The sequence below is a fragment of the Streptomyces anatolicus genome (genome assembly GCF_019400875.1).
Taxonomy (GTDB): Bacteria; Actinomycetota; Actinomycetes; order Streptomycetales; family Streptomycetaceae; genus Streptomyces; species Streptomyces anatolicus.
The window spans coordinates 1-6,604 of sequence record NZ_WMBF01000354.1; the positions used below are offsets into that span (position 1 = coordinate 1).

A 6,604-nucleotide genomic window follows, 5' to 3' on the forward strand; every position below is an offset into this window, starting at 1 on the left:
CCTCCGGGGCGCCCCCCGGCCCCGCCCAGCTGCTCTTCGCGGGCGACGTCGACGCCGCGCGCGTGGTGCTGCTCCACGACGGTCTGCGCATCGTGCGCTATGCCGAGCCGAAGGAGGGCACGAGCGGCGCCGCGCTGGACTTCGCGCGGGTGGACGGCGCGAGCGGCCCCGAGGCGAGCGCCGTCGTCGTCAGCCGCGCGGACGGCAACATCCGCTATCTGACCGCCCCTTGGGTCAAGGCCGCCGCGGTCCGCGACCTGCTGAAGCCCGCCGCGAAGGCCCAGCCCCTGCACCGCGACAAGGACGGCGTCACCGACCCCTTCGCCGGTCCCGCGCCGACCGGCCAGTGCACGTCGTGGAACGCGCTGCGGCTGCGCGACGACACCGGCGTGGTGCGGACATCGACCGACCTCGGGGAGCTGACCCCCGCCCGGCTGACCGCGGGCCGCCCCGAGGCGCCGCGCGAGACCGCGCCCGCGGACTGGGCCAAGACCGCCTGCTCCCTCGCGTCGGTGCGCTCGAACGGCGTACGGTCCGTGAACTCCTGGGCGTATGCCCGGCAGACCCTCCCCGAGGGCAACGGCGCCGCCCAGTGGGTCTGCACCCGCGCCGAGACCTGGCGGGGCGCGGGCAGCCGCTCCCTCGCCCAGTTCGAGACGGCGGGCGGGCCCGCGGGCGCCGTGGCCGCCAAGGCCGAGGACACCACCGCGTGCGGCGCCCGCGACCCGAAGGTCCTCGCGGGCGTCCTGTGGAAGTCCCGGGGCGGGAACTGGTACCTCCTGGGCGCGGGCAGCAAGGACGTCACGTCCCTGACCACGTCCGGCGGCGACCGGGTCCAGGGCAACGTCATCGCGGCCAGGACGGAGCGCACCGCACGGGCCCGCCTGACCGGCACCCTGGCGGACGGCACGAAGGTGTCGACGCTGGGGTAGCGAGCGCGCGAGCGGCTGGTGCTCGATCTGTGAACTCCCTTGGCGGACCGGCCCGTCGGGCGGCCGGATCTGCTCGGTAAGGTGTTCGTATGACTACCGGGGTGCGCCGCAGGATGGGTGTCGAGGAGCGGCGGCAGCAGTTGATCGGGGTCGCGCTCGACCTCTTCAGCCACCGCTCGCCCGACGATGTGTCCATCGACGAGATAGCAGCGGCCGCGGGTATCTCGCGGCCACTGGTCTACCACTACTTCCCCGGCAAACTCAGCCTGTACGAGGCGGCGTTGCGGCGGGCGGCCGAGGATCTGGCCGGGCGGTTCGAGGAGCCGCGCGAAGGGCCGCTCGGGGAGCGGCTGTTGCGGGTGATGGGCCGCTTCCTGTCCTTCGTCGACGAGCACGGGCCCGGTTTCTCCGCGCTGATGCGGGGCGGTCCCGCGGTCTCGGCGGGCGGGCCCTGCGCGCGGGAGACGGTGTCGACGACGACCGCGCTGATCGACTCGGTGCGGCAGGCCGCGTACGACCAGATCCTCGCGCACCTGGGGGTCACCGAGCCGCCCGCCCGCCTTGAACTTGTCGTGCGCTCCTGGATCTCGCTCGCCGAGTCCACCGCGCTGCTCTGGCTGGACGGGCGGCGCATTCCGCGCGCGGAGCTGGAGCGGCAGCTCGTGCACGACTTCGCGGCGCTGACCGCGGTGAGCGCCGCCTACGACGAGGAGATGGCGGAGCTGCTGCGCGCCGTCCTCGCCCAGGAGCCGGCCGACGGCCCGTTCGCCGAGCTGATCACCAGGCTGGCGGCGCTGGCACCGTGACGGCACGGCTGACCTTCCGCGGCGCCGACGAGAGCGACACCTCCACCCTGGCGGGGCTCTACGACGGCGCGGCCCGCTGGATGCTGGAGCGCGGCATCGACCAGTGGAAGCCGGGCGACAAGGACGAACGGCACTTCCGCCGGCTGATCACCTCGGGTGTGGAGGAGGTGTGGCTCGCCCACGAGGGGGACGAGGTCGTCGGGGCGTTCGAGATCTGGTGGGACGACGAGGCCGCCTGGGGTGTGCGGGCGCCGGTCGCGGGATACGTCCACCGGCTGATGGTGCGGCGCGGGGCGCGGCCGGGCACGGGGCGGGCGCTGCTCGCGCGGGCCGAGCGGCGCATCGCCGACGCGGGGCGTGAACTGTCCCGGCTTGACTGCGTTTCGGCCAACCCCCGGCTGCGCGCCTACTACGAGGGGGCGGGGTACGCGGTCGTCGGGGACCTGGCGGGGAAGGTGGCCGCCGACGGGAGCACGTACGGCGTGACGCTCCTGGAGAAGCGGCTCTCCGGCGCCCCCCGAGGCGCCTCCTAAGGGGCCCCAGAGCCCCGGGTCCGGCTAGGGATTCCCGGTCAGGCCGAGGACGAGGAGTGCGATGTCGTCGTCCCTGTCATGACCGAAGCAGGCGAGCAGCGTGTCGCACAGGGCCGTGACGCCGAGCGGTGACTCGGCGGCGGCGACGCGCAGGTGCTCCATGGAGACCGCGAGGTCGATGCCGCGGGTCTCGATGAGGCCGTCGGTGACCATGAGGAGCCGGTCGGTGGGGAGCAGGGCCGTCTCGGTGGGCGCGGGCCTTTCGAGGCCGAGGCCGAGCAGCGGGCCGCTCGCCTCCAGGTAGGTGGCGACGCCGTCGTCGCTGACGATGAGCGGCGGGATGTGCCCGGCGTTCGAGACGCGGGTGCGTCCGGTGCCGGGGTCGACGAGCGCCAGGCAGAGGGTGGCCGTCACGTCGGGGTGGTAGCGCTGGAGCATCTTGTCGAGGCGGTGGGCGAGGATCCGGGGGTCGGGTTCGTCGACGCAGTAGGCGCGCAGGGCGTGCCGGATCTCGACCATGACGGTGGCGGCTTCGAGGGAGTGGCCGACGACGTCGCCGATGGCGGTGAGGACGCCCGCCGAGGTGGGCAGCGCGGCGTAGAAGTCGCCGCCGATCTCCGTGTCGCGGGAGGCGGGTTCGTAGCGCACGACGACTTCGGTGCCGGGTACCTGCGGCACGTGCGCGGGCAGGAAGCTGCGCTGGAGGGTGAGCGCGATGTGGCGTTCCATCTCGTACATGAGCAGGCGTTCGGCGGCGAGCGCGGTGGCGTGCGCGAGCCGTCCCACGAGACGGCCGGTGCCGGGGGCGGGTGCCTGGGCGTACGAGGGGGTGGCGAGGCAGACGGGCGCGCACCCCTCGCGGCTGCGGGCCAGGGCGAGCCGGGCGCCGTCGGGCCCCGCGGAGCCGGGCTCGGCGTGGAAGAAGCCGGGCGGCCACAGCGGGGCGGGCGCGAAGGTGCTGCGCACGCCGACGTGGCCCGACATGATGCGCATGACGAGCCGCGCCACCGCTTCGTGCGCGCCGTCGTCGGGCAGGGAGGAGGTGGCCCTGCGCCGGGACAGGCCGCGGTGCATCGCGCCGTCGTCACTGAGGATGAAGGCGGCGGCGGGGCCGCGGGTGAGGCGGTCGGCGCCCGCGGCGGCGGCGTCGGCCAGCTCGCGCGGGCAGCGGGCGGACTGCACGTCCAGGATGGTCTCGGCGAGCCGGGTCAGGTGCCCGGCCTCGGCCTCGGCGTCGCTGCGGTGGCGGGCGCCGCGGGCGACGGCCCGGATGACGGCCTGGATCTCCTCCGGCTCGGCGGGCACGGTCAGATAGGCCTCGCCGCCCGCGTCGAGGCCGCGGCACCGGTCGGCGGGGGCGACGCGGGCCGCCGAGAAGTGCACGACGGGCACGACGGCGGTCTGCGGGGATTCCTTGAGGCGTCGGCAGAGCTCGAAGCCGCTCATGTCGGGCAGGCCCACGTCGATGAGCGCCACGTCGGGCAGGTCGCCCGCGCGGTGCCGCGCGTCGAGTTCGAGGAGGGCCTCGCCCGCGCTGGCGGCGAGGATGACGCGGTGGCCGTCCCGGCGCAGGACCGCGCCCAGCGCGTATCGACTGGCGGCCGTGTCGTCGACCACCAGGATCGTGGTGTCTGCCTTGCCGTTGGCGCTCAAGCGAGGCCCCTCAGGGGCAATGTCGGTGGGGCAGGCCTCCGTCGGGCCTGCCCGACCAAGTTAGCGTCCTAGGACGCGCTCCGGGAGAAGACGGCGACGGTCCGACCGGGAACGGTGAAGATCCCGGAACTGGACTCATACGAAACAGACTTCACGATACGATCTGTGCCTTTCGCCTGGATGGGGTGGAGTCGGTACATGCTGCCCGCAGCGGACCGGACCTGCTGTTTCTGGGTCTCGGGGGTGGCGTTGAAGACCACGACGAGGTCGCCCGCGCGCAGGGTGATGACGCCGGGCGTCTCGGCGCGGCCCGACAGGGGGAAGGAGAGCTTCCGCTGGACTTGGCCGGTGGTGCGCTGACCGAAGACCTTCTCGGTCGTACGGATCCTCAGCAGCTCCCGGTAGGCGGCCGAGGCCCCCTCGATCTCCGCGCAGCCCACCTTGACGGACGTCAGCAGCGGCTTGCCGTAGGGCCACTTGGACTTGTTGTCGGCGGCCGGGGGCAGGCCCCGGCCGAAGCCGTTGCCGTCGCGGCAGTCCCAGGGCGGGGCGTTGAACCAGTCGCCGCTGTCGTAGGAGTTGCGGTCCAGGGACTTGGAGCGCAGCCGGTCGGTGCCCGCCTGGGAGAGAGCGGGGCCCTGCGAGAGCGCGGCGGTCGCCATCGCGAGGACCTGCATGCGCGCGCGGTCTGCGGGCGTCGTGGACGGGGGCAGCTTGAAGGCGAGGGCGTCGAAGAGGGTTTCGTTGTCGTGGGCGTCGGCGTAGGCGAGGGCGTCGCCGGGGGCGGCCGCGTATCCGGCGGGCGAGCCGTTGTAGTCGACCTCGGAGCCCTTGACCTCGCGGCCCGTGGAGTCGGTGAAGGTGTAGTCGGCGAGGTTGCCGGTGAGGCCGACCTTGATCAGGTCCTGGTAGTGCAGGAGGCGGGCCTTCTGCTCGGCAGCCGTTCCGTTGGACTTCGAGGAGTTGGGGTCGGTGTACAGGCCGCTGGCGAAGCCCTGGACCCCGGGGTCGTCGTCGAAGGGGCCGCCGCCGCGCACCGCGTCCCGGGCCCGGTCGGAGAAGGTGGCGATGCCGGTGCCCGCCATGTTCTTCTGGGTGGCCTGGACGAAGCGGGCGTCGTCGGCGGCCTCGCCGAAGTTCCAGCCCTCGCCGTAGAGGATGATCCGCTTGCCGTCGACGCCGTCCTTCGCGGGGGTGAGCGCGTCCAGGGCCTCGCGGACGGCGAGGATGTTGGCCTTGGGATGGTGGCCCATCAGGTCGAAGCGGAAGCCGTCGACCTTGTACTCCTTGGCCCAGGTGACCAGGGAGTCGACGACGAGCTTGCCCATCATGGCGTTCTCGGGCGCGGTGTTCGCGCAGCAGGTGGAGGTCGCGACGGTGCCGTCGGCGAGGAGCCGGTGGTAGTAGCCGGGGACGATCCTGTCGAGTACGGACTTGGGGTCCTGGCCGCTGGCCGCCGTGTGGTTGTAGACGACGTCCATGACGACGCGCAGCCCGTCGCGGTTGAGCGCCCGCACCATCTCGCGGAACTCGACCGTGCGCCGGGTCCCGTCGGGGTCGGTGGCGTACGAGCCCTCGGGCACCGTGTAGTGGAAGGGGTCGTAGCCCCAGTTGTAGGCGTCGTCGGCGGCGACGGCGGCCACGCACTCCTGCTGCCTCTCGGAGTCGGCGGCGAAGGAGGCGAGATCGCAGTCGGGGCGCTTCTGGTCGGCCACGCGCTCGGGGATGGTCGCGATGTCGAAGGCGGGGAGGAGATGGACGTACGACGTGCCGGCCCTCGCCAGCTTCCTCAGGTGCCGTGAGCCCTTGCTGCGGGCGTCGGTGAAGGCGCGGTAGGTGCCGCGATGGCGGGCCTTCGCGGTGCGGTCGGAGGCGGAGAAGTCCCGGATGTGCAGTTCCTGGATCTGCGCGTTCCGCAGCGGCACGGCCTCCGGCTTCCTCAGCTCCCGCCAGCCTCTGGGCGCGAGCGACTTGTCGGTGAGGTCGACGGCGATGCTGCGGGTGGAGTCGGCGGTCAGGCCGAGCGAGTAGGGGTCGGTGACCTTGTTCGTGACGACCGCGCGGGCGCTCGGGGAGAAGACCTTGACGACGTAGCGGTAGCTCTTGCCGGACCAGTACTTCGGTCCGGTGGCCGACCAGACGCCGCTCACGCCGTCGCGCCGCATCGGCACGCGCGCGCCGCCGAGTTCCAGGGCGACGGACTGGGCGGTGGGTGCCCATACGGAGAGCGTGACCCCGCCCTCGCGGAAGACCGGGCCGAGCCGTGCCTTCGTGGCGCGGGCCGCGTAGAGGTCGTCGAGGACGCCCTGGGTCTGGACGCCGGTGGCGGCGGTGAGGGTGCCGTCGGGGGCGCGCCGGGTGAGGATCACCTGGCCGGTGAGGTCTTCGGCGGTGTGCTTCTGGTCGCGCGGGGCGACTTCGTAGGCGGCGTACGCGGACAGGTGGGGGAAGCGGGCGCGCTGGGTGGCGGAGAGGCCGCCGGGGATCTCGCGGAGGGCCGACTCCCGTCCGGTGCCGGTGAGTTCGCCGTCCCGCACGGCGAGTTCTCCCTCGGGGTCGGCGACGAGGCGGGTGGTGGTGCCCGCGGCCGCTCCGTCGTCCTTGACGGCGACGGTGGTGCGGTCGATCCACTGGGCGGTGGACTTCGTCAGGTCGAGGGGGCCGGTGTCGGGGGGTGGTG

The 6,604-nt window shown here is 73.4% G+C and carries 4 protein-coding genes and 1 pseudogene; 3 read left to right on the forward strand and 2 right to left on the reverse strand.

Going from position 1 to position 6,604, the window contains the following annotated elements; all coding sequences use genetic code 11:
* From GKQ77_RS24535 to GKQ77_RS24545, 3 genes and pseudogenes are all read left to right on the forward strand, one after another.
* Positions 1 to 932 (forward strand): annotated as a pseudogene (locus GKQ77_RS24535) (hypothetical protein); the annotation flags it as partial.
* Between the two features lie 89 nt (positions 933 to 1,021).
* Positions 1,022 to 1,738 (forward strand): TetR/AcrR family transcriptional regulator, encoded by a 717-nt coding sequence (locus GKQ77_RS24540; RefSeq protein ID WP_219691105.1) that lies wholly within the window; start codon positions 1,022 to 1,024, stop codon positions 1,736 to 1,738.
* Positions 1,735 to 2,271 (forward strand): GNAT family N-acetyltransferase, encoded by a 537-nt coding sequence (locus tag GKQ77_RS24545; RefSeq protein WP_308117772.1) that lies wholly within the window; start codon positions 1,735 to 1,737, stop codon positions 2,269 to 2,271. Before GKQ77_RS24540 ends, GKQ77_RS24545 begins: the two co-directional genes overlap by 4 nt.
* A 24-nt stretch (positions 2,272 to 2,295) precedes the next feature.
* Here GKQ77_RS24545 and GKQ77_RS24550 read toward each other — a convergent pair whose 3' ends face one another.
* A complete protein-coding gene (locus tag GKQ77_RS24550; protein WP_219691106.1) occupies positions 2,296 to 3,924 on the reverse strand; it encodes a fused response regulator/phosphatase in 1,629 nt (542 codons plus the stop codon).
* Positions 3,925 to 3,992: 68 nt separating this feature from the next.
* A partial coding sequence (gene pulA / locus GKQ77_RS24555) for a pullulanase-type alpha-1,6-glucosidase (protein ID WP_219691107.1) occupies positions 3,993 to 6,604 on the reverse strand: 2,612 nt, incomplete at its 5' end.